The sequence below is a fragment of the Streptomyces sp. NPDC024632 genome, assembly GCF_055559175.1.
The window spans coordinates 106,762-127,554 of sequence record NZ_JBVHLD010000007.1 but is presented as its reverse complement, the minus strand read 5'-3'; the positions used below and the strand labels follow the sequence as shown (position 1 = coordinate 127,554).

19 protein-coding genes and 1 tRNA gene are annotated in these 20,793 nt (G+C 72.4%); 8 read left to right on the top strand and 12 right to left on the bottom strand.

The window, feature by feature from the left end; translation table 11 throughout:
- Nucleotides 1–113 precede the first annotated feature (113 nt).
- Together ACZ37P_RS16335 and ACZ37P_RS16330 are read right to left on the bottom strand one after the other, a co-directional pair.
- On the bottom strand, nt 114–878 hold the full coding sequence (locus ACZ37P_RS16335) for a GntR family transcriptional regulator (protein WP_355343149.1): 765 nt from the start codon (nt 876–878) through the stop codon (nt 114–116).
- Nucleotides 879–947: 69 nt separating this feature from the next.
- Entirely contained in the window at nt 948–2,222 is a 1,275-nt protein-coding gene (locus tag ACZ37P_RS16330) for an ROK family transcriptional regulator (protein WP_467347225.1), read from the bottom strand.
- Between the two features lie 275 nt (nt 2,223–2,497).
- On the opposite strand from ACZ37P_RS16330, the gene ACZ37P_RS16325 reads away from it, so the two are divergent.
- Nucleotides 2,498–3,562, top strand: coding sequence for a Gfo/Idh/MocA family oxidoreductase (locus ACZ37P_RS16325; RefSeq protein WP_467346923.1), 1,065 nt, complete (start codon nt 2,498–2,500; stop codon nt 3,560–3,562).
- A complete protein-coding gene (locus ACZ37P_RS16320; RefSeq protein WP_355343140.1) occupies nt 3,559–4,041 on the top strand; it encodes a heme-degrading domain-containing protein in 483 nt (160 codons plus the stop codon). The genes ACZ37P_RS16325 and ACZ37P_RS16320 overlap by 4 nt, the downstream gene beginning before the upstream one ends.
- 130 nt (nt 4,042–4,171) lie before the next feature.
- Here the strand turns inward: ACZ37P_RS16320 and rox are convergent, their stop codons facing one another.
- Entirely contained in the window at nt 4,172–5,599 is a 1,428-nt protein-coding gene (gene rox / locus ACZ37P_RS16315) for a rifampin monooxygenase (RefSeq protein WP_467346921.1), read from the bottom strand.
- 282 nt (nt 5,600–5,881) lie between these two features.
- Between rox and ACZ37P_RS16310 the strand changes: the two genes are divergently transcribed.
- A complete protein-coding gene (locus ACZ37P_RS16310; protein WP_391047087.1) occupies nt 5,882–6,472 on the top strand; it encodes a GNAT family N-acetyltransferase in 591 nt (196 codons plus the stop codon).
- A gap of 72 nt (nt 6,473–6,544) precedes the next feature.
- On the opposite strand, the gene ACZ37P_RS16305 is transcribed toward ACZ37P_RS16310, so the two are convergent.
- From ACZ37P_RS16305 to ACZ37P_RS16295, 3 genes are all read right to left on the bottom strand, one after another.
- The gene (locus tag ACZ37P_RS16305; RefSeq protein ID WP_467346919.1) at nt 6,545–7,399 is read right to left on the bottom strand and encodes a fumarylacetoacetate hydrolase family protein; all 855 of its coding nucleotides are present in this window, start codon (nt 7,397–7,399) and stop codon (nt 6,545–6,547) included.
- A 205-nt stretch (nt 7,400–7,604) separates the two neighbouring features.
- Complete coding sequence (locus ACZ37P_RS16300; protein ID WP_391047091.1) at nt 7,605–8,501, bottom strand: class E sortase; 897 nt, start codon at nt 8,499–8,501, stop codon at nt 7,605–7,607.
- A 33-nt stretch (nt 8,502–8,534) separates the two neighbouring features.
- Nucleotides 8,535–10,115 carry a DUF445 domain-containing protein gene (locus ACZ37P_RS16295; protein WP_467347224.1) on the bottom strand — a complete coding sequence of 527 codons (1,581 nt, stop codon included), beginning with the start codon at nt 10,113–10,115 and terminating at the stop codon, nt 8,535–8,537.
- Between the two features lie 358 nt (nt 10,116–10,473).
- Between ACZ37P_RS16295 and ACZ37P_RS16290 the strand changes: the two genes are divergently transcribed.
- Nucleotides 10,474–11,607 carry an aminotransferase class V-fold PLP-dependent enzyme gene (locus ACZ37P_RS16290; RefSeq protein WP_391047094.1) on the top strand — a complete coding sequence of 378 codons (1,134 nt, stop codon included), beginning with the start codon at nt 10,474–10,476 and terminating at the stop codon, nt 11,605–11,607.
- 213 nt (nt 11,608–11,820) lie between these two features.
- Nucleotides 11,821–12,963: a N(5)-(carboxyethyl)ornithine synthase gene (locus ACZ37P_RS16285; RefSeq protein WP_467346916.1), complete on the top strand. Its 1,143-nt coding sequence runs from the start codon at nt 11,821–11,823 to the stop codon at nt 12,961–12,963.
- Between the two features lie 28 nt (nt 12,964–12,991).
- Here ACZ37P_RS16285 and ACZ37P_RS16280 read toward each other — a convergent pair whose 3' ends face one another.
- From ACZ37P_RS16280 to ACZ37P_RS16270, 3 genes are all read right to left on the bottom strand, one after another.
- A complete protein-coding gene (locus ACZ37P_RS16280; protein ID WP_391117272.1) occupies nt 12,992–13,942 on the bottom strand; it encodes an ABC transporter ATP-binding protein in 951 nt (316 codons plus the stop codon).
- Between the two features lie 118 nt (nt 13,943–14,060).
- Nucleotides 14,061–14,825, bottom strand: coding sequence for an ABC transporter permease (locus tag ACZ37P_RS16275; RefSeq protein WP_355343292.1), 765 nt, complete (start codon nt 14,823–14,825; stop codon nt 14,061–14,063).
- Nucleotides 14,826–15,024: 199 nt separating this feature from the next.
- On the bottom strand, nt 15,025–15,828 hold the full coding sequence (locus tag ACZ37P_RS16270) for an ABC transporter permease (RefSeq protein WP_355343119.1): 804 nt from the start codon (nt 15,826–15,828) through the stop codon (nt 15,025–15,027).
- A gap of 328 nt (nt 15,829–16,156) precedes the next feature.
- Between ACZ37P_RS16270 and ACZ37P_RS16265 the strand changes: the two genes are divergently transcribed.
- The gene (locus tag ACZ37P_RS16265) at nt 16,157–18,448 is read left to right on the top strand and encodes a transglycosylase domain-containing protein (protein ID WP_402713175.1); all 2,292 of its coding nucleotides are present in this window, start codon (nt 16,157–16,159) and stop codon (nt 18,446–18,448) included.
- Between the two features lie 190 nt (nt 18,449–18,638).
- Here the strand turns inward: ACZ37P_RS16265 and ACZ37P_RS16260 are convergent, their stop codons facing one another.
- On the bottom strand, nt 18,639–18,941 hold the full coding sequence (locus ACZ37P_RS16260) for a GroES family chaperonin (RefSeq protein ID WP_188282170.1): 303 nt from the start codon (nt 18,939–18,941) through the stop codon (nt 18,639–18,641).
- A gap of 61 nt (nt 18,942–19,002) precedes the next feature.
- Nucleotides 19,003–19,335, bottom strand: a complete 333-nt coding sequence (locus ACZ37P_RS16255) for a DUF3618 domain-containing protein (protein WP_355343113.1) — start codon at nt 19,333–19,335, stop codon at nt 19,003–19,005.
- 112 nt (nt 19,336–19,447) lie between these two features.
- Here ACZ37P_RS16255 and bcp point away from each other — a divergent pair, with 112 nt between their 5' ends.
- Both bcp and ACZ37P_RS16245 read left to right on the top strand, forming a co-directional pair.
- Entirely contained in the window at nt 19,448–19,915 is a 468-nt protein-coding gene (gene bcp, locus ACZ37P_RS16250; RefSeq protein ID WP_355343110.1) for a thioredoxin-dependent thiol peroxidase, read from the top strand.
- A gap of 84 nt (nt 19,916–19,999) precedes the next feature.
- Nucleotides 20,000–20,086 (top strand) — tRNA-Leu (locus ACZ37P_RS16245).
- A 52-nt stretch (nt 20,087–20,138) separates the two neighbouring features.
- Here the strand turns inward: ACZ37P_RS16245 and rdgB are convergent.
- Nucleotides 20,139–20,744 (bottom strand): RdgB/HAM1 family non-canonical purine NTP pyrophosphatase, encoded by a 606-nt coding sequence (gene rdgB / locus ACZ37P_RS16240; protein WP_355343107.1) that lies wholly within the window; start codon nt 20,742–20,744, stop codon nt 20,139–20,141.
- Nucleotides 20,745–20,793 lie beyond the last annotated feature (49 nt).

Sequence of the window (20,793 nt, the reverse complement as noted above, 5' to 3'; positions counted from 1 at the left end):
GAGGGTGGCCGTCTCGCGTCCGGCTACCGACGTCCGGGTGAACAGGTCTCCAAGCTTGGACTAGACCCGTTATCATTTCGTGACTAAAAAGGAGACGTCGGCCACCGGGGACCTCAGCCCCGCCGGTCGCTCTTCTCCATGTGGACGGTGAAGCTGAAGCGGTCGCCGCGGTAGAGCGACCGCACCCGCTCCAGCGGCTCGCCCGCCTCGTCCCGGCTCGACCGGTGCAGCAGCAGCATCGGCAGCGCGGGCGGCGTACCGATCAGCAGCGCCTCGCGCGGTGTGGCCAGCACCGTCTCGATCCGCTCGTCCACCGAGACCGGCTCGACGCCGATCCGCTCGCGCAGAAAGGCGTAGAAGGAGGTGTCGGGCGCGAAGTCCCTTTCCAGGTGCGGCAGTCGGGCCACCGCGAGATACGTGCTCTCCAGGCCGACCCGCTCCTCGTCGGCGAGCAGCACGCGCTCCATGTGCCACACCGGGTCGCCGGGCGCGAGCCGCAGTTCGGCGGCGAGACCGGGGTCGGCGGGCAGCCGCTCCAGCGCGATCAGATTACGGCCGGGGACGCGGCCCTGCCGCCGTACGCCCTCGGTGTAGCTGTCGGTGGACAGCGGCTGTTCCAGCTTGGGCCCGGCCACGACGGTGCCGCGGCCCCTGCGGCGCACCCGGCCCTGGATCAGCAGTTCGCGCAGCGCCTGCCGTACGGTCTCCCGCGCCACCTCGAAGCGGGCCGCCAACTCCCGCTCCGTGGGCAGCAGTCCGCCCTCGCCCAACTCGTCGAGCACGACTTCGAGGCGGGTCTTGACGGCGAAGTACTTCGGCACCCGCCCGTGCTCCGGGATGCCCGCCCGGATCGGGCTCTGCGGATCTGCGTCGGCCATTGCCCGATCCTCGCAGACCGGACGGGGTGCCCGGTCCCGGAGCCCTGCTCACGGGCGGGCGGGGACGCGTCAGGCGTGGGTGAGGACATTGCCGAAGAGCGGGGCCAGGACGAGCAGGGCGGCGCCCTCGGCCACCGCGCGGGGGCCCGCCGCGGCGAATCCCACGGGCACGCTCCGGCCGCGTTCGGCCAGCACGGCCGCGACCTGCTCCGCGAAGACGGCGGGCGCGGCCAGTACGGTCCTGCCGCCCAGCACCACCCGGTCGATGTCGAGCAGCGCGACCAGATTCGCCGCCCCGACGCCCAGCAGCCGGGCCGCGCCCACGGTGTCGCCGCGCCCGGCCGCCGCCAGGCACAGCGCCTCCAGGCAGCCCCGGTTGCCGCACTCGCACAGCACCCCGCCCAGCTCCACCGCCTGGTGCCCGAACTCCCCCGCCCCGGTCCGCCCGCCGCGGTACACCTCCCCGCCCAGCACCAGCCCGGCGCCGAGCCCGGCCCCGAGGTGCAGATACGCGAAGGCCGGGGGGCCGCCTGCGGCGGGGCGGGGACGGACGGCTGCGGACTCCGCCGCCGTCGGCGGCTCGCCGCCAAGGGCGGGGTCGGACTCCGTCGCGGGACCGCCGGCTTCGGACGCGGGACGACCGGCTCCGGACGCGGGACGACCGGCTCCGGGGGCCGGGGCGGGGACGGGGGCCGGGGCTGTGACGGGGGCCAGGGCGGACTCCGTCGGTGCGGACCACTCGCCGGGGGCGGCGGCCGGGGGCGGTGAGCCCTCCCCGGTCCCGGCCAGAACGGCCCCGGTCGGGACGCTTCCCGCCGGGACGGCCTCGGCCAGGATCGACAGGGCCGCCGCGTTGGTGTTCTTGTCGAGGGCGACCGGGAGGCCGAGGGCGGCGGCCAGGCGGGCGCGGAGCGGGACGCCCTGCCAGTGCGGGAAGCCGGTGACGCGGTGGAGGGTGCCGGTGCGGTGGTCGAGGGGGCCGCGCATGCCGACGCCGACGCCGAGGACGGCGCCGGGGGCGCGGGCGGCGATGAGCCGTACTTCGTGGACGATCGCGGCGAGCGCGGACTCCACGGGCAGGCCGAGGTCCAGCGGCGCCTCGCGTTCGGCGACGGTACGGCCGGTGAGGTCGGTGAGGACGGCGGTGAGCCGTTCCCCGTCGAGGTGGACGCCGACGGCGTGCCGGGCGCCGCTGACGAGCCGCAGTTCGGTGCGCGGCTTGCCGCCGGTCGAGGCGCGCCGCCCGGCCTCCTCGACGAGTCCCTCGGCCCGCAGCCGGGCGGTGATCTTGCTGACCGCCTGGGGGGTGAGGCCGGTCCGCTCGGCCAGCTCCAGGCGGCTGATGCCCCGCGCGCGGCCGTCCGTACCGCCGCTGCCCGTACCGCCGCCGCTCGTACCCCCGCTGTCCGTGCCGCCGCCGCTCGTACTCCGGCTGTCCGTACCGCCGCTGTCCGTGCCTGCGTCGGCGGGCGACAGCGTGGCCGTACGGAGCAGGCCGAGGACGAGCGCGGCGTTGTGGCTGCGGAGGGCGGGGAGGTTGGCGCCGGGCGCGGACGGGTTCACCCCGCCATTGTCCCGCCCGCTTGCACTTTGGCAACACTGTTGCCAAAGTGGAGCGCATGAGCACCTCCGGCACTCCCCTTCGCGTCGGCCTCGTCGGCTACGGCCCGGCCGGCTCCTTCTTCCACGCCCCGCTGATCGCCGCCACCGAGGGCCTGGTCCTCGACACGATCGTCACCGGCAGCCCCGAGCGCCGCGCCCAGGCGCTGGCCGAGCACCCGGACGTACGGTTCGCCGCGGCGGCCGACGAGCTGTGGGCGCGCGCGTCCGAGCTGGACCTGGTCGTCCTGGCCTCCCCCAACCGCACCCATGTGCCGCTGGCCACCGCCGCGTTGGACGCCGGGCTGCCGGTCGTGGTGGACAAGCCGCTCGCGGGCACCGCGGCCGAGGCGCGCGAACTGGCCGCCTTCGCCGAGCGCCGCGGCCTGCTGCTCTCCGTCTTCCAGAACCGGCGCTGGGACAGCGACTTCCTCACCCTCCAAGGGCTGCTGGACAAGGGCGAGTTGGGCGAGGTGCAGCGCTTCGAGTCGCGGTTCGAGCGGTGGCGCCCGCAGCCCAAGGGCGGCTGGCGCGAGTCCGGCGACCCGGCCGAGATCGGCGGCCTGCTGTACGACCTCGGCAGCCACCTCGTCGACCAGGCGCTCGCGCTGTTCGGCCCGGCCGCCCTGGTGTACGCCGAGTCCGACGTCCAGCGGCCCGGCGCCGCCGCGGACGACGACACCTTCATCGCCGTCACCCACACCAACGGCGTCCACTCCCACCTGTGGATGAGCGCCACCACCGCCCGCCTCGGGCCGCGCTTCCGCGTCCTCGGCAGCCTCGGCGGCTACGTCACCTACGGTCTTGACCCGCAGGAGGCCGCGCTGCGCGAGGGCCTGCGCCCCGGCGAGGGCACGGCGTGGGGCGCGGAGCCGGAGTCCTCGTGGGGCACCGTCGGCACCGACGACAACTCGCGCCGGGTGCCGTCCGTGCCCGGCGACTACCCCGCCTTCTACGCCGGTGTCCTGGCCTCCCTGCGCGACGGCACCCCGCCGCCGGTCACGGCGCTGGAGGCCGCCGCCGCCCTGGACGTCCTGGAGGCCGCGAAGCTCTCGGCCGCGCAGGGCCGGACGGTGGCGCTGTGACCGCGCCCGGTGGCGAGCGCGTCGCCGAACTCGTGGCGCAGGAAGCGGAGTTGGTGTTCCCCCGGTTCACCCACGACGACGCCTGGCGGCTCGGCTCCCTGCTGGTCGAGATGGCCCGCGAGGGCGGCGCCGCCGTCACCGTCGACATCCGGCGCGGCGGTCAGCAGCTCTTCCACCACGCCCTGGACGGCACCACCCCCGACAACGACGCCTGGCTGGCCCGTAAGGCGCGGGTCGTCGAGCGCTACCACGCCTCGTCGCTGCTGGTCGGCGAGCGGTTCCGGGCCAAGGGCGGCAGCTTCGAGGAGTCCTCGCGGCTCGACCCCGACCTGTACGCGGCGCACGGCGGCGCGTTCCCCCTGCGGGTGGCGGGAGTCGGCGTGGTCGGGGTCGTCGCCGTCTCCGGCCTCCCGCAGGTCGAGGACCACGCGCTGGTCGTGGCGGCGCTCACCCGCTATCTGGCGGAGGCGGGCGCCTGACGGCGAGCGGGGTGGGTGGCCGTGATCGCCGTGAGCTTGACGGTCGGTCGCCGTGAGCTTGACGGTCGCCGTGAGCTTCATGGTCGCCGTGATCGCTCAGTCGGCCTGATCGCTCAGTCGGCGTGATCGCTCAGTCGGCGGGGGCCCCGAACCACTTCGGCATCAGGGCGCGCAGTTCCGCCTGGTCCTCACCGACCCACACGACATGGCCGTCCGGGCGCAACAGGACGGCGGAGACGTCCAGTTCCTCGCTGACGTCGACCACGTGGTCGACCCGGTCCGCCCACCCGTCGACCGAGAGCGCGCCGGTCCGGTCGAGCAGCAGACCGCGCCCCTGGTGCATCAGCCCGTAGAGGTGGCCGCGCTTCAACTCCACGTCGCGCAGCCGCCGGCCGAGCAGTTCGTGCCCCTCGCCGACGTCGTAACGGATGGCGATCGCGGTGATCTTCTCGATCAGGTACGTGTTGACGTTCTCGAACTCGGCCAGTTCCGACAGCAGTCGGCGCACCGCCATGGCTCCCGGCTCGGTGGACATCAGCTCCATCTGGGCGCGGGTGTTGTCCAGTACGGCGGCGGCCACCGGGCGGCGCTCGGTCTCGTAGGTGTCCAACAGCCCTTCCGGGGCCCAGCCGTTGACGGCGGCGGCCAGCTTCCAGCCGAGGTTGAACGCGTCCTGCACGCCGAGGTTGAGGCCCTGGCCGCCGGTCGGCGGGTGGATGTGCGCCGCGTCCCCCGCCAGCAGCGCCCGGCCCACGCGGTAGCTGTCCGCCAGGCGGGTCGTGTCGCCGAACCGCGACAGCGAGCGCGGTGAGTGCACGCCGAAGTCGGTGCCGCCGAAGGCCGTCAGCCGCTCCTTGAAGTCCTCCAGCGTCGGCGGGACCGCCCGGTCCTCGCTGACGCCCTTCGCGGGCACGACCACCCGGTACGTCCCGTCACCGAGCGGCATCGCCCCGAAGCGCTTCTCCGTCTTGCGCACCTCGGCCGTCACGGCCGCCAACGTCTCCTGGTCGACGTCCAGTTCCATCTCGCCGATCAACGTCTCCACCCTGCTCGGCTCCCCCGGGAATCCGATGCCGAGCAGCTTGCGCACCGTGCTCCGGCCGCCGTCGCACCCCACGAGGTACCGCGACCGCAGCCGCGAACCGTCCGCCAGCTCCGCCGTCACCCCCTCGTCGTCCTGGCTCAGCCCCACGACCTCGCAGCCGCGCCTGAACTCCACGCCCAGCTCCCGCGCGTGCTCGGTCAGCAGCCGTTCGGTGACCGTCTGGAAGATCCCCAGCACATATCCGTGCGCCGTATCCAGCCGCCGCGGCCACTCCTTGCCGAGCCCCCCGAAGAATCCCCCGACCCGGTGCTGCGTCCCCAGCGCCAGGAACCGCTCCAGCAGCCCGCGCTGGTCCATGATCTCGATGCTCCGCGCGTGCAGCCCCAGCGCCCGCACCAACGACGTCGGCTCCGCCTCCCGGTCCAGCACCACGACGTCCACGCCCTGCAACCGCAGCTCGCTCGCCAGCATCAACCCCGTCGGCCCACTGCCGACGACGGTCACGTCCACCATCAGATGTCCCCGTCCACAAAGCCGTGCATTCCGCCAGATTCACCGCACCTCTGGCCTCCGGCCGCCCATTGTGCGACCCCAGCACCCCCTTGCCGCAAGGCCCCCCTTGCGCTATACCTTAAGAAGGGCAAGGAGTACCCACTCTCCTTGCCCATTCGCATGCCCGGCCTCCGCACCCCGGAATTCAGCCCGGCCCACCCCCGTACGCTGGCAGCCCGGACCGGGTCGACGTCATGGCCCGCGCGGGACAGCGACAGACGGCGGGGGCTGAGCATGGGTGGAGTGACGCGGTTCTGGACGGGCGAGCGGGTGCGCCTGCGGGGCCTGGAGCCCGAGGACTGGGAGCAACTGGCCGCGTTCGAGTCCGAGGCGGAGACGCAACGGGACGGTGAGCGGCTGATGCTGCCGATTTCCGCGGCCGCGGCTCGCAAGCGCCTTCAAGAGCAGAGCGAGAAAGGGCCGAGCCGTACGGAGGACGAGTACCTGCTCGTCATCGAGGCCCTGGACAGCGGGAAACCGGTGGGTGCTGTCGTGCTGAACGACTGCGACCGGCTGAACGGCAACTTCCATTACGGCATTCATCTCGGTGCCGCGTACCAGCGCCGCGGCTACGCGTCGGAGGCCATGCGGCTGGTCCTGTCGTTCATGTTCGGGGAACGGCGGTATCACCGCTGTTGTGCCGAGGTCTACGGAGGCAACGAGGGGTCGTTGGCGCTCCAGCGCAAACTCGGTTTCACCGCGGAGGGCGTGCAGCGTGAGCACGTGTTCCAGGGCGGCGCCTATCGGGACGTGCATCACTTCGGGCTGCTCGCGGTCGAATTCGAGGCCAACGAGCGGGCGGCAGGACGTGAGCCCTACTTCGTCACGGCGTGACGGGCTTCGGGGCGGGCCCGCCCGGGGAGCGGGCCCGCTGTGCGCATGCCGGTCAACGGCCGCGCGGTGGGGTCAGGCGGACGTGAACTGCTGGCGCTGCGTGCCGAGTCCGTCGATGCTCAGCTCGACGACGTCGCCGGGCCGGAGGTACGGCTTGGGTTCGGGCTGGCCCATCGCCACACCGGCGGGGGTGCCGGTGTTGATGACGTCGCCGGGGTAGAGCGTCATGAAGTGGCTGAGGTAGCGCACGACTTCGGCGACGGGGAAGATCTGGCTCGCGGTGGAGCCGTCCTGCTTCAGCTCGCCGTTGACCCAGAGCCGGAGGCGCAGGGCCTGCGAGTCGGGGACCTCGTCGGCGGTGACGAGCCAGGGACCGAGGGGGTTGAAGGTCTCGCAGTTCTTGCCCTTGTCCCACTGGCCGCCGCGCTCGATCTGGAACGCGCGCTCGGAGACGTCGTGCGCGATGGTGTACCCCGCGACGGCGGCCAGCGCCTCCTCGTGCGAGGCGGCGTAGCGCAGTTCGCGGCCGATGACGACGGCCAACTCCACTTCCCAGTCGGTCTTTTCGCTGCCGCGCGGCACCAGCACCGTGTCGTCGGGGCCGACGACCGTGTCCGGGGCCTTCATGAACACGACGGGCTCGCCCGGCGCCTGGGCGCCGGTCTCGGCCGCGTGGTCGTGGTAGTTGAGCCCGATGCAGACGATCTTGCCTATCCGGGACAGCGGCGGGCCGACCCGCAGCGACGGGTCGAGCGACGGGAGCGAGCCGTCGGCCGCGGCCTCGGCCACCGCGGTGAGCGCCGCCGAATCGGCGAGGAGCTTCCCGTCGATGTCGGTCACCAGACCGCTCAGGTCACGCAGGACACCGTCTCCGTCGAGCAGGGCCGGGCGCTCCGCCCCGGCGGGGCCGACTCGCAGCAGCTTCACGTGGGTACTCCCATTTTTTTCCGGTCGCCTCTGGGCGGCCTGCCCCGGTCCGGGGCTCGGTCATCGGTCGGCACCCGGTGGGAACGGTCATCGGATGTCTTGTCCGATCCTCCAACTCCGCCCCCGGCCCGCGCAACCCCCGGCCCACCCCGTGGGACAGCCGCCCCGGCGGGAGAACCGCACGGGCCCGGGCCCCGGACAGGCCCTAGCGGGAGGCGGTGGATTGGAGGGTGCCCCAGAGGACGAGACGGTAGCGGGAGGTGAATTCGGGAGTGCAGGTGGTGAGCGTGATGTAGTGCGCGACCCCGCGCATACGGGCGGAGGAGTGGACGGAGCTGTAGGGAATGGGCGCGATGACGGTGCCGTCGGAGGCATACGTCTGGGGAAGGACTTCGCGGATCACGTACGTGTAGCGATAGGCGGCCGTCTCGACCTCGACGGTGTCGCCGACGCGGAGCCGGTTGATGTAGCGGAACGGCTCGCCGTGGGTGTTGCGGTGCCCGGCGAGGGCGAAGTTGCCGGTGGCGCCGGGCCCCGCGGTGCCGGGGTAGTGGCCGACGTAACCGTGGTTGAGGATCGCGGACTTGCTGATGCCCTCGGCGATCGGCGCGGTGATCCCGATCCGGGGAATGTGGATGACGGCGAAGCCCGGATCGCGGGTGCCGCCCTTCGAGGAGGGCGGCGGCGCGGCGGCGGACGGGGCCGGGCCGCTCGGCGTGACGGCCGGATCGTCACTCGGCGCGCCGGCCCCCGGCGAGGGCGCCGCGGGAGAGGGCGACGACGTGCCCCAACTCCGTTCCAGCGCGGCGACTTCGCGCCGGGCCGCCGCGTGCGCCTGCACATTGGTCCACCACAACTGGTGGACGACGAGCAGGAGTACGAGCACCCCCGCGGTCATGGCCAGTTCGGCCGCCGCCCACAGCAGCCGCCCGGTCAGCGAGCGCCGAGGACGGGGCCCGCGGCCGTAACCGGGGCCGTACGCCTGCCCGTAGCGGCGGCCGTAGCCGTGCCCGTAGGCGACGACGCGCCGCCGCCGGGGCGGGCCCGACCCCCGCCTGGACGTCGCACCCCGCCGACCGTGCCGTATCTGACGAACCGTCACATCGGCAACGATACGGCGGTACGGCGCCGCCCGTCAGCCCCCCGCGAGGCGGGAGATGGCGAAGATGGCCAGGCCCGCGAGGGCGCCGACGACGGTGCCGTTGATCCGGATGAACTGGAGGTCGCGGCCGACGTGGTTCTCGATCTTGCGGGACGTCTGGTCGGCGTCCCAGCCCGCGACGGTCTCGGAGATCAGCGAGGTGATCTCGTCGCGGTAGGTGGTCACGAGATACGTGGCGGCGTCCTCCAGCCAGACGTCGACCTTCTCCTGGAGCCGCGGGTCGGTGGCCAGCTTGCGGCCGAGCGACAGCAGGGAGGCGCGGGCGCGCATCCGCAGCTCGCTGCGCTCGTCCTCGGCGGCGGCGACCATCATCGTGCGCACCGCGCCCCACACGGACGCGATGAGGTCCTGCACCTCGCCGCGCGCCAGCAGGTCCCTCTTCAGCCGCTCGACGCGGGCGCGGGTGTCCGGGTCGGACTGGAGCTCGACGGCGAAGTCGCCGAGGAAGCGGTCGACGGCGCCGCGCGCCGGGTGGCCGGGGGAATCGCGCATCTCGGTGACGAAGCGCAGCAGCTCCTTGTAGACCCGCTCGCCGACCTTGCGGTCCACGAAGCGCGGGGTCCAGCCGGGGGCGCCGCCCTGCACCGCGTCCATGACGGAGTCGCCGTGCTCGACCAGCCAGTCGTGGGCGCGGACGCAGACCAGGTCGACCATGCGGCGGTGGCCGCCGTCGGCGACGATCCGCTCCAGCATCTTGCCGAGCCCCGGCGCGACCTCCTGGGCCTCCGCGCGCCGGGTGATCGCCTCGCTGACCACGGCCTGCACGTCGGAGTCGCGCAGCACCGTGAACATGCCGCGCAGCGCGGCGGCGGCCTGCTCGGTGACCTTGTCGGCGTTGGCGGGCTCCGACAGCCAGCCGCCGAGCCGGGTGCCGACGCCGACCGCCCGCAGCCGGGTGCGGACGACCTCGGCCGACAGGAAGTTCTCGCCGACGAAGTCGCCGAGGCTGGCGCCGAGGGCGTCCTTCTTGGTCGGGATGATCGCGGTGTGCGGGATGGGCAGGCCCAGCGGGCGGCGGAAGAGCGCGGTGACCGCGAACCAGTCGGCGAGCGCGCCGACCATGCCCGCCTCCGCGGCGGCGGCCACGTAACCGGCCCAGCCGCCCGCGCCCCGCGAGTCCGCCCACTTCGCGAGCGCGTAGACGACGGTCGCGACCAGCAGGAAACCGGTCGCGATCAGCTTCATCCGGCGCAGGCCCCTGCGGCGCTCCTCCTCGGCCGCGGCGCCGCCGGGCGCGTCGGCCAGTCCGCCGCGCGGTGAGGGCCGCCCGCGCGGGGCGGAACCGGGCCCGGAGCCGGAGCCCGAGCCGCCGGAACCCCCGGAGCCGCCGTGGCCCCCGCCGCCTGCGCCGTTCCGGGACGCGCCGCCGGGGCCCGAGCCGTCGGCCGTCGGCGCAGCGTCCCCGGCCTCGGACCCGAGCGCGATCCGTCCGCCTGATTCCGGCCGTGCGCCGTTGGCCGCGGGGCCATGGGCCGCCGGGGCCGCACTGCCCGCACTGCCCGCACCCGCCGCCCCGCCCGTACCGGTCCCGCCGCTCGTGCTCGCCGTTTCCATCCGCTCCCGCTCCGCCCGCGTGTCCACCCGGGTATTGTCGCCGCCCGCGGCCGTCACGGCCCGGTGATCCTTGTCGTACGCGCGCACGTACGCCAGCCCGTACGCGCTCCGGTACGCCTGCCCGTACGCACGTACGCCCGCCCCTACCCGCTCCCGCTTCCCGCTTCCCGCTCCCGTGCGCCTCCTCGTCCGCGCGCCCGTACCCGTCGTGCCGGCGCTTTCCCCCCGCGCCGACAATGGGGGAACGAACGGCGGGTTCCCGGTGCCTCCCGGCACCGGGAACGGCCCACGACGCACGCATACCCCCGCACGGCACCGCCACGTACGAGCGACAGACAGCGACAGGGAGCACACCGCGATGACAGCGCCGCACGCCACCGGAGGGCTGCCCGGTTACGCCGAGCACTTCGAGGAGCCGGAGGGCTATCTCGACTTCGCCCGTTACGGTCCGCCCTCGCGGGACGTGCTGGCCGCGACGGCCGAGGCGCTGGAGAGGTCGGCCCACGCCGACCAGGACACGGTGAACGACCTGATGCGCGCCGAGCCCAGGGCGCGGGAGGCCGCCGCCCGGCTGGCGGGCACCGACGCGGCGCACACGGTGCTGCTGCCGAACACCTCGACCGGCCTGTTCCACGCGGCCTTCGGCCTCCCGGCGGGCACGGTGCTGGTGCCCGCGGGCGAGTTCCCCGCCAACCACTATCCGTGGCGGCGCAGCGCGGAGCTGGGCCGCGCCGTACCGCGCGTGCTGGAGCCGGACGCGCGGGGGCGGATCACCGCCGACGCCGTACGGGCGGCGCTGACCGACGACGTCGTGGCCGTGTCGGTCAGCGCCGTGGACTTCCGGACCGGCTACCGGGCGGATCTGGCGGCGCTGCGCGAGGTGATCGGCCCGGACCGGCTGCTGGTGGTGGACGCCATCCAGGGCTTCGGGGTGGCGGATCTGCCGTGGGCGGCGGCGGACGTGGTGGTCGCGGGCGGCCAGAAGTGGCTGCGGGCGAGCTGGGCGACCGGCTTCGGAATCCTCTCCGACCTCGCGCTCGACCGTCTGGAGCCGACGCTCGGCGGCTGGACCGGCGTCGAGGACGCGGGCGTCTTCGACGACGTCGAGCACCCGCCCGCGCCCGGCGCCCAGCGCTGGAGCACCACCAATCTGAGCCCGGTCACGGCCGCCGCGCTGGCCACGGCGCTGGAGCTGGTGGAGGGCGTCGGCGTACCGGCCGTCGAGGCGCACATCCGCGCGCGGGTCGGCCAGTTCATCGACGCCGTCCGGTCCTGCGGCGGCGACGTCCTGTCCCCCACCGATCCGGCCGAGCGGGCCGGGATCGTCTCCTTCCGGCTGCCCGGCACCGACCCGCGGCACGTCGCGAAGGCCCTGCACGCGCACGGGGTCACGCCGTCGGTCCGTACGGACTCGGTACGGCTGTCCGCGCACGCCTCCACCCGGCTCGCGGCCGTCGACCGCGTCCGCGCGGCCCTGACGTCGCTGCGCTGATCCGGCGGCGGGCGGCCCCGCGCACGCGTGCCGCCCACAGCGGCTGTCCCCCCGACGTCCCCCGCGTCCCCCGCGTCCCCCGTGCCGCCCCTGACGCGGAGGGCGTCGCGCCCACTCCCCGTGTGCTACACAGGGAGTAACCAAAGGGGCATTTTGCAGCAGCTCAAGCAGCACAGGCAGAACCCGCAGCAGCCGCACCTCACGCTCGGAATCATGGCGCAGACGCGCAAGGAGAACGAGCACCGTCTGCCCATCCATCCGGCCCACTTCGAACGCATCGACGCCGACCTGCTCGGCAGCATCTATCTCCAGACCGGTTACGGCGAGCACTTCGGTGTGCCGGACGAACAGCTCGCGCCGCTCGTCGCCGGCTTCCGGCGGCGCGAGGAACTGATCGCCGAGTGCGATGTCGTCCTGCTTGCCAAGCCGCTCCACGAGGACCTGGCGGAACTGCGCGAGGGCCAGGTCCTGTGGGGCTGGCCGCACTGCGTGCAGGACGAGAAGGTCACCCAGGCCGCGATCGACCGGCGGCTGACCCTGATCGCCTTCGAGGCGATGAACCACTGGCACCGCAACGGCTCGTTCAACCTGCACGTCTTCCACAAGAACAACGAGCTGGCCGGATACTCCTCGGTGCTGCACGCCATGCAGCTCACCGGGGTCACCGGTGACTACGGGCGGCGGCAGCGCGCGGTCGTGATCGGCTTCGGCGCGACCGCCCGCGGCGCGGTCACCGCGCTCAGCGCGCTGGGCGTGCACGATGTGGACGTGCTCACCGCCCGCGGTGTGACGGCCGTCAGCTCGCCCATCCACTCCGCGCGGATCGTGCACTTCGACCACGACGAGGCCGACGACACCCTCGACCCGCGGCGCAGCGTCGTCCTGACCGAGGACGGCCCGCAGCCGCTGGCCGAATTCCTCGCCGGGCACGACATCATCGTCAACTGCGTGCTCCAGGACACCGACGCGCCGCTGATGTTCCTGATAGAGGACGACCTGCCCAGCCTCGCGCCCGGCACGCTGATCATCGACGTGTCCTGCGACGAGGGCATGGGCTTCGCGTGGGCCAGGCCCACCACCTTCACCGACCCGATGTTCACCGTCGGCGACCACGTCCAGTACTACGGCGTCGACCACAGCCCGTCGTACCTGTGGAACTCGGCCACCTGGGAGATCAGCGAGGCGCTGCTGCCGTATCTGCGGCGCGTCCTGGAGGGCCCGGCGGGCTGGGACGCGGACGACACCCTGCGGCGGGCGATCGAGATCCGCGGCGGGACCGTGCAGAACCCCAAGGTGCTGGCCTTCCAGCACCGCGCCGAGGAGTATCCGCACGGCCACGTCCCGGCACGGCCGTAGCCGTATCGCCGGCCGGGGGCGGTCCGTTTCAGGTGCGGTCCGCGCCGTACATCCGGGCGATGACGTCCTCGATGGCCGGTTCGCGGACCGACAGGTCCACCAGCGGGTAGTCGGCGGCGACCGCGGCGACCAGCGGGGCGGCGCTGGCCTGCGCGGGGAAGGCCAGCCACTGGCGGGGGCCCTCGACCTTGACGCAGCGGGCGCCCTCGACCTGGACCGGGGGCAGCTCGCGGGCGAAGTCCGCCACCAGGGTCCGCTCGCTCTCCCCGACCGCGTGCAGCCCGCCGAGGTCCCCGTCGTACATCAGGCGGCCGTGGTCGATCACCATCACCCGGCGGCACAACTGCTCGATGTCGGTGAGGTCGTGCGTGGTGAGCAGCACCGTCGTGCCGCGTTCGGCGTTCACCGTGCGCAGGAAGTCGCGCACCTTGGACTTGCTGATCACATCGAGCCCGATCGTCGGCTCGTCCAGGTACAGCACCTCGGGATCGTGCAGCAGCGCCGCCGCGATGTCGCCGCGCATCCGCTGCCCCAGCGAGAGTTGGCGCACGGGCACGTCCAACAGCGGCCCCAGGTCGAGGAGTTCGACGCAGGCCGCGAGATTGCGGGTGTAACGGGCGTCGTCGATCCGGTACATGCGGCGGACCAGTTGGTACGAGTCGCGCAGCGGCAGGTCCCACCAGAGCGTGGTGCGCTGGCCGAAGACGACACCGATCCTGCGGGCCAGCCGGGTACGGTCGCGCGTCGGGTCCAGGCCGCAGATCCTGATCCGGCCGCCGCTGGGGTTGAGGATGCCGGTGAGCATCTTGATCGTCGTGGACTTCCCCGCGCCGTTGGGCCCGATGTAGCCGACGATCTCGCCGCGCGGCACGGTGAAGGAGATCCCGTCCACCGCCCGCACCTGGCTGCGCACCCTGCGCAGCGCGCCCGCTTTGCGGCGTACGTCGAAGACCTTCTCGACGCCGTCCAGCGCGATCACGGTGTCTGTGCCGGGTCCCGGCCCGCCCCCGGCACCTGTGGCGCCTGCTCCGGTGGCGCCCGTTCCCGCGGCTCCCGTTCCTCCGGTTGCTCCTGTGCGTTGCTCGATCACGGCCGTCTCAACTCCCTGTGCTGCGGTACGTACGAAGGGCCGCGCGCCAGGCGAGCCCGGCCAGCCCGCAGCAGAGCGCGGCGACCAGCGGGGAGGCGAAGTCGACCCAGCCGGGCAGGCCGAGCGGGTCGGGTTCGCCGAGGATGCGCAGGGCGGGCAGCCAGTTGACGAAGGCGAGCGGCACCACGAAGGTGACGCCGCGCACGAGGTCGCGGGCGAAGATGCCCGGCGGGTACTGGAGCATCGTGTTGCCGCCGTAGGTCACCGAATTCTGCACCTCGGAGGCGTCGCCCGCCCAGAACTGGAAGGCGCCGCCCGCCACGTACACCGCGCAGAAGATGACCGCGCCCGACAGCACCGTCACGGGCAGCAGCAGGACGGTGACCGGCGACCAGTCGATGTCCGCGTGCGCGACCGCCCAGCCGAGCACGATCAGACCCTGGGTGATCCGGCCCAGCCTGCGCAGCGCGAACCGGTCGGCGGCGACCTGCGCGAGCACCGGCACCGGGCGCAGCAGCAGCGTGTCGAGCGTGCCGTCCCTGATCCGGCGGCCGAGCCGGTCCATGGAGCCCAGCACCAGATCGGCGACGCCGAAGGACGTGCTCGTGGTGCCGTACAGGAACGCCACCTCGGCGAGGGTGAAGCCGCCGAGCACGGTGATGTGCGAGAACATCAGCAGGATCGTCACGAAGTCCAGGCCGGTGGCGGCGAAGTTGCCGAACGCGGTGAGGACGAAGGACGTCCGGTACGCCATCGTGGACCGCACCCACATGCCGACGATCAGCCGGTAGGTCCGCCACGTCTCACGGACGGTGAACCACGCGCCGCCTGCGGTGTCGTACGGGTCGACGGCCCCGACCGATTCGACGGAGCCGAAGCCCCCGACGCCCCGGGAGCCGTCGAAGCCCCGGGAGCCCCCGAGGCTCCGGCCGTCCTCGGCGCGCCCGGCGCCGTCGCGGACCGTGGATTCCTCAGCCACCCTGCACCACCACTCTGCGGGCCGCGACGGCCTGCAACGCGCGGCCGGTCAGCAGCAGCGCCGCCGCCCAGCCCGCCTGGAAGGCCAGCGCGAGCAGCGCGTCCGTCCCCCGGTGCCGCTCCAGCAGCACATCGGCGGGCACCTGGAGCATCGCCGCCCACGGCATCGACCGCGCGAGCGTGCCGAGCCAGCCCGGGAAGACGGTCAGCGGCAGCAGCATCCCGGAGAAGAACAGCCCGGCCAGGAAGGCGACCTGGCTGACGCCCGCCCCGTCCAGCAGCCAGAAAGCGCTCAGCGCCACCAGGAACCGCACCGCGAAACTCACCACCACCCCCAGTGCCACCGACACCAGGAACAGCAGCCAGGTCACCGGCCGCGTCGGCAGCGCCAGATCGAACGCCAGCGCCCCGCACACCATCGGCATCACACCGCGCCCCATCAGCTGGAAAGAGGCCCGGCCCAGATCCGCCGCCAGCCACCACCCCTGGAGGTCGGCCGGGCGGTACAGGTCCACCGCGATGTCACCCGACCTGATCCGCTCCATCAGCTCGTCCTCGAAGCCGCCGCCCATCAACGCCATCGTCTGGAGCAGCGCCTGCCCGATCCAGACATACGTCAGCGCCTGCGCCTCGGTGTAACCGCCGAGGTGCGGGCGCTGACCCCACAGCGCCACATAGCTGTAGGCGACAATGAAACCGAAGACCGTATTGGTGAAGACACCCGCCGCGGTCGCCGTCCGGTAGGTGGCGTAACGCCGGAAACCGCGCACCACCACGGCCCCGTAGAAGCCGCCCATCACTCACTCACCCCCGAAAAAGACGCAAGTCGGCGAGCCTAGTACGCGGCGAACCCCACCCACCACCGGTTTTCTCCGCGGCGTTCCGCACCCCGGCGACCCACCCCAACGGGTGACACGCGTGCGCCGTCCGGCCTGTCACAGCCCTGTCACGGATGCGCGGCGTTGAACCCCGGCGGGCTAATGGTGCGACAGTGTTTGGCGGCGGCCTACGTAAGCGTACGTAACGATTGGTCCATCATGTTCCGCCGCGGACCAACCCCGGCAGCGGCGGAGGAGTCCCAACAGATATGAGCCACGAGCCGAAACCGACGACGGGCGAGCGGGCATGACCGGCGGGCAGGGCTGGGGACCGCGCCCGACGCTCACCGACCGCAGGGGACGGCCGCGCCGTACCGGCCTGCGCCGGCTGCTGCCGACCTGGCGCATGGTCACCGGCGGCGTACTCGCCGTCCTGATCGTCCTCATCGGCGGCTTCTTCCTCGGCTACGCGCTGGTCTCCATCCCCGACCCGAACGCCGCCGCCACCGCGCAGAGCAACGTGTACGTGTACGCGGACGGCACGACGGAGATCGCCCGCGACGGCGCGATCAACCGTGAGAACGTCACCCTCAGCGGCGTCGCCAAGACCGCGCAGCACGCCGTGCTCTCCGCGGAGGACCGGAATTTCTACCACGAGTCCGCCGTCAGCCCCAAGGCCATGCTCCGCGCCGCCTGGAACACCGCCACCGGCAAGGGCAGGCAATCCGGCTCCACCATCACCCAGCAGTACGTGAAGAACTACTACCTGAACCAGTCGCAGACCGCGGTCCGCAAGGTCAAGGAATTCTTCATCGCCATCAAGCTGGACCGCAACGAGACCAAGGACCAGATCCTCGAGGGCTATCTCAACACCAGCTACTACGGGCGCAACGCGTACGGCATCCAGGCCGCCTCCCAGGCGTACTTCGGCGTCAACGCCAGCGAATTGACGACCGCTCAAGGCGCCTATCTGGCAACGCTGTTGAACGCGCCCAGTGAATACGACCTGGTCGCCCACCCGGAGAACGCCCCGGCGGCGAAAGGCCGTTGGAACTACGTACTGGACGGCATGGTCAAGGAGGGCTGGCTCAGCCAGTCCGAGCGCAACGCGACGGTCTTCCCCGGCATCGACAAGCCCAAGCCCGTCGCCAGCAAGGCGGGACAGCGCGGCTACATCATCGAAGCCGTCAACCGCTATCTCTCCGACAACCACATCGTCGACGCCGACACCCTGCGCCTGGGCGGCTACCGCATCGTCACCACGATCCAGAAGCCCAAGGAAGACGCCTTCGTCGCCGCCGCCCAGAGGAACATCTACGACCAACTCGGCCACAGGACCGTCGACAAGTACGTCCGCGCGGGCGGCGCGTCCATCGACCCGGCCACCGGCAACGTCGTCGCCCTCTACGGCGGCATCGACTACACCAAGCAGTACGTCAGCAGCGCCACCAACGCCACGTATCCGCCCGGCTCGACCTTCAAGCCGGTGATCTTCGCCTCCGCCGTCCAGCACGAGTCCTCGACGCAGGACAAGGAGCCGATCACCCCCAAGACGGTCTACGACGGCACCAACAAGCGCGAGGTGATCGGCCCGGACGGGCCCACCGGCTACAAGCCGGAGAACGAGGACCAGGGGTCCTACCCCGACATCACCGTCACCCGCGCCATGGACAAGTCCGTCAACGCCGTCTTCGCGCAGATGGCGCAGGACGTCGGCACCCGCAAGGTGATCGACACCGCGCACGACCTGGGCATGCCGGACGACGTCAAGATCCCCGAGACACCCGCGATGGCGCTCGGCGCCTTCGGGGCCAGCCCGCTGGACATGGCGCAGATGTACGCCACGCTCGCCAACCACGGCAAGGAGATCCCGTACTCGCTCGTCCTGAAGATCACCAAGGACGGCAACGACGTGAGCCTGCCCAAGCGCGACGCCGTCCAGTCCGTGCCCCGCCAGGCCGCCGACACCACGACGTCCATCCTGCGCAGCGTCGTCGACAGCCCCGGCGCGACCGCGACCGTCGCCCAGGACTCCGGCTGGCCGTCGGCCGCCAAGACCGGTACGGCGGACGACGACATCGCCGCCTGGTTCGCCGGCTACACGCCCAAACTCGCCACCGTGGTCGCCGTGTTGGGCATGAACCCGGACAACGGCAAACAGGAGAAGCTGTACGGCGCGATGAATCTGCCGCGGATCAACGGCGGCGGGCCGCCCGGCTCGGTGTGGGCCGACTACACGGCGGCGGCGCTCAAGGGCGTGCCCAAGCAGAACTTCTCGCTGGACGTGCAGAGCGGCCTGCCCACGCAGCCGCCGGCGACCACCGCGAGCCCGACCGACACCCCGACGTCGACGCCGCCCACGTCCGAGCCGCCGACCACCCCTCCCCCGACGACCACCGTGCCGCCCACCACGCAGCCGCCGACCACGGAACCGCCCACGACGCAGCCCCCGACCACCGAGCCGACCCCGTCCGACACGTTCAACCCGATCGGCGGGGTGACGGGCGGGACGAGTCCGGGCGGCGGGAGCAGTGGCGGCGGGGGCGGTGACGGGAGCGGTACGGCGGGGCCGGACGGGAACAGTTCACCGGGCGGGTGAGGAGGCCGGGCGCGGGGGGGGCCCGGCATGTGCGGGGGCCGGGCCGCGGGCAGGAACCTCAGCGGCCCGGCTCCGGGGAACCACCGGCCTCAGGGATTCCGGTCATCCACCGGTCTCAGGGAGTCCGTCATGCACCGGGCTCAGAGAGTCCGTCATCCACCGGTCTCAGGGATTCCGTCATCCACCGGCCTCAGAGATACAGCCCGGTGGAGTCCTCCGAGCCCTGGAGCCGCTCGGCGGCGACCGCGTGCAGATCGCGCTCCCGCATCAGGACGTACGCGACCCCGCGCACCTCGACCTCGGCCCGGTCCTCCGGGTCGTACAGCACCCGGTCGCCGACCTCGACGGTCCGCACATTCTGCCCGACGGCCACGACCTCGGCCCACGCCAGGCGCTTGCCGACGGCCGCGGTCGCCGGAATCAGAATCCCGCCGCCACTGCGGCGTTCACCCTCACCGCTGTCCTGGCGCACCAGAACGCGGTCGTGCAGCATGCGGATGGGCAGCTTGTCGTGCTGCTCGCTCTTCGAACTCTTCGAACTCACGGCCACGACGTTACCGGCGGCGCCGCCACACCGTGAGACCGGCCACCGCGGCGACCAGCGCCACCCCGGCGACCGCCGCCGGAATGACCCGCTCGGGGCGGGGCGCGCCCTTCTCGTCGACGAAGTGCGCACGCGTCCTGCCGACCGCGCGGTTCGCCGCCACGAACGCCTGCCCGACACTGCGGTCCACCGCGGAAACGGCCTTGGCCTTGGTGTCCCGGACAATCGTCACCGGGTGCACCCGTACCGCGATCTCGTCCAGCGTCGACGCCAGATCCTGCCGCCTGCGGGTGATCTCCGCCTCGATCTGGGCGGCCGTCCTGACTTCCGACCCTTCCGACACCGCGGTTCCTCCATCGCCTGATTCGGTAGCGTTCGGACAGTCTGTCAGTACGACGCGGCCCGCGCCCCGTCGGCACCCCCGAATGCGCCCCATTGCACAAGGAGTTTCCCTCATGTCCGAGCGCCTGGCCCCCGGCGACACCGCCCCCGACTTCACCCTTCCGGACGCCGACGGCAAGCCCGTCTCCCTCGCCGACCACCGCGGCCGCAAGGTCATCGTCTACTTCTACCCGGCCGCCCTCACCCCCGGCTGCACCAAGCAGGCGTGCGACTTCACCGACAATCTCGACGTCCTCGCCTCCGCCGGGTACGACGTCATCGGCGTCTCCCCCGACAAGCCGGAAAAGCTCGCCAAATTCCGCGAGAAGGAATCCCTCAAGGTCACCCTGGTGGCGGACCCCGACAAGGCCGTGCTCACCTCCTACGGCGCCTTCGGCGAGAAGAAGCTCTACGGGAAAACCGTCACCGGCGTCATCCGCTCCACCGTCGTCGTCGACGAATCCGGCAAAGTCGCCCACGCCTTCTACAACGTCAAGGCCACCGGCCACGTCGCCAAGCTCCTCAAGGACCTCGCCGTCTGACGTGACCACGTATCCACGGACGCGGGGGCGGGCGCGACCACGTACCGCAGACCACACCGGGTCGATATCATGGTGAGGTTGCACGCGGCCGTGTCGTAACAGGCAGCCGAGCTGGGTTTAGATCCCAGTGGGAGAAATCCCGTGTGGGTTCGAATCCCACCGGCCGCACCATGTATGGCCTGCGATTCAAAGGTCGAATCGCAGGCCATTGTCATGCGCGGGGTCAGGCCAGGAGTTCCGCCACCAGGGGGGTCAGGGCGCGGAAGGCTTGGCCGCGGTGGCTGATGGCGTTCTTCTCCGCAGGGGTGAGTTCGGCGCAGGTGAGGGTGGAGCCGTCGGGCTGGAGGATGGGGTCGTAGCCGAAGCCGTTGGTGCCGGCGGGGGCGGTGCGCAGGGTGCCGCGGAGGCGGCCTTCGACGACGCGGGTGGTGCCGTCGGGGAGGGCGAGGGCGGCGGCGCAGGTGAAGTGGGCGGCGCGGTGGGGGGTGTCGATGTCGCCGAGCTGGGCGAGGAGCAGGTCGAGGTTGGCCGCGTCGTCGCCGTGCTTGCCCGCCCAGCGGGCGGAGAAGATGCCGGGGGCGCCGCCGAGTACGTCGACGCAGAGCCCTGAGTCGTCGGCGACGGCCGGCAGCCCGGTACCGGCCGCCAGCGCCCTCGCCTTGAGCAGGGCGTTCTCGGCGAAGGTGACGCCGGTCTCCCTGACGTCGGGGATCTCGGGGTAGGCGTCGGCCCCGACGAGGTCCACGTCCAGGCCGCTGTCGGCGAGGATCGCGTGGAGTTCGGTGACCTTGTGTGCGTTGCGAGTGGCGAGTACGAGGCGGCGCGTCATGGGGGAATTATCTCCGGCCGGATGCCGTGGCCGTTGAGGCGGTCGTGTG

Coding starts and splice junctions, on each gene's coding strand:
- rdgB (WP_355343107.1), bottom strand. CDS start 20,744: ATGACGCGCCGCCTCGTACTCGCCACTCGCAACGCACACAAGGTCACC.
- ACZ37P_RS16275 (WP_355343292.1), bottom strand. CDS start 14,825: ATGTGGGTGCGGTCCACGATGGCGTACCGGACGTCCTTCGTCCTCACC.
- ACZ37P_RS16270 (WP_355343119.1), bottom strand. CDS start 15,828: ATGGGCGGCTTCTACGGGGCCGTGGTGGTGCGCGGTTTCCGGCGTTAC.
- ACZ37P_RS16325 (WP_467346923.1), top strand. CDS start 2,498: ATGAGCACCTCCGGCACTCCCCTTCGCGTCGGCCTCGTCGGCTACGGC.
- ACZ37P_RS16265 (WP_402713175.1), top strand. CDS start 16,157: ATGACCGGCGGGCAGGGCTGGGGACCGCGCCCGACGCTCACCGACCGC.
- ACZ37P_RS16260 (WP_188282170.1), bottom strand. CDS start 18,941: ATGCTGCACGACCGCGTTCTGGTGCGCCAGGACAGCGGTGAGGGTGAA.
- ACZ37P_RS16285 (WP_467346916.1), top strand. CDS start 11,821: ATGGCGCAGACGCGCAAGGAGAACGAGCACCGTCTGCCCATCCATCCG.
- ACZ37P_RS16290 (WP_391047094.1), top strand. CDS start 10,474: ATGACAGCGCCGCACGCCACCGGAGGGCTGCCCGGTTACGCCGAGCAC.
- ACZ37P_RS16335 (WP_355343149.1), bottom strand. CDS start 878: ATGGCCGACGCAGATCCGCAGAGCCCGATCCGGGCGGGCATCCCGGAG.
- rox (WP_467346921.1), bottom strand. CDS start 5,599: ATGGTGGACGTGACCGTCGTCGGCAGTGGGCCGACGGGGTTGATGCTG.
- ACZ37P_RS16295 (WP_467347224.1), bottom strand. CDS start 10,115: ATGGAAACGGCGAGCACGAGCGGCGGGACCGGTACGGGCGGGGCGGCG.
- bcp (WP_355343110.1), top strand. CDS start 19,448: ATGTCCGAGCGCCTGGCCCCCGGCGACACCGCCCCCGACTTCACCCTT.